At 47.2% G+C, this 536-nt stretch carries 1 pseudogene; it reads left to right on the top strand.

What is annotated here, in order from left to right:
• Positions 1 to 103 precede the first annotated feature (103 nt).
• Positions 104 to 536 (top strand): annotated as a pseudogene (locus B4113_RS07020) (IS701 family transposase); the annotation flags it as partial.

The following is a 536-nucleotide window of genomic DNA, read 5'->3' as shown; positions in this document are numbered from 1 at the left end:
GTAAATTCGCTAACATAAACTAAACAAAAAAGGAGACATGAACCCAGCCCCTTGAGTAAAATAGATGTGCTCAAACCCATTCACACAAGGAGGTTCATGTCTCATGAATAGATTAGCACACCATCAAGGAATCCACAAGTTTTTCATGACGTTGGGGTTGGCGCTTTATTTCTCGAAACCGGTCATCAAGCATCTCGTTCATCTTGTCGACGCCTTGACGACCAAGGGATGTTCGGGAACATTGACCGATGTCCATCACTGGAGTTTTCATCCGAATCATCGAACGACACTGAGCCACTTTTTCACGAAAAGCCCTTGGAACGAGGAAAAACTGCTTGAGAAGCTGCAAGAATGGATCCTTCGCCAGATCGAACGCCTGGCCAAACGGGAGAATCAACCCCTTTTTGTTTCGATGGATGATCCCATTTGCCAAAAAACGAAGCCTTCGTCACGGGCAACGCACGCCATTCAAGGGTGTGACTGGCATTTCTCTCACAGCGATCATCAATGGGTCTGGGGGCATTCGCTTGTTTGGC

This window comes from Geobacillus sp. B4113_201601 (assembly GCF_001587475.1).
Taxonomy (GTDB): Bacteria; Bacillota; Bacilli; order Bacillales; family Anoxybacillaceae; genus Geobacillus; species Geobacillus icigianus.
The sequence above is the reverse complement of the archived record's forward strand: the minus strand, read 5'-3'. Positions and strand labels throughout refer to the sequence as shown.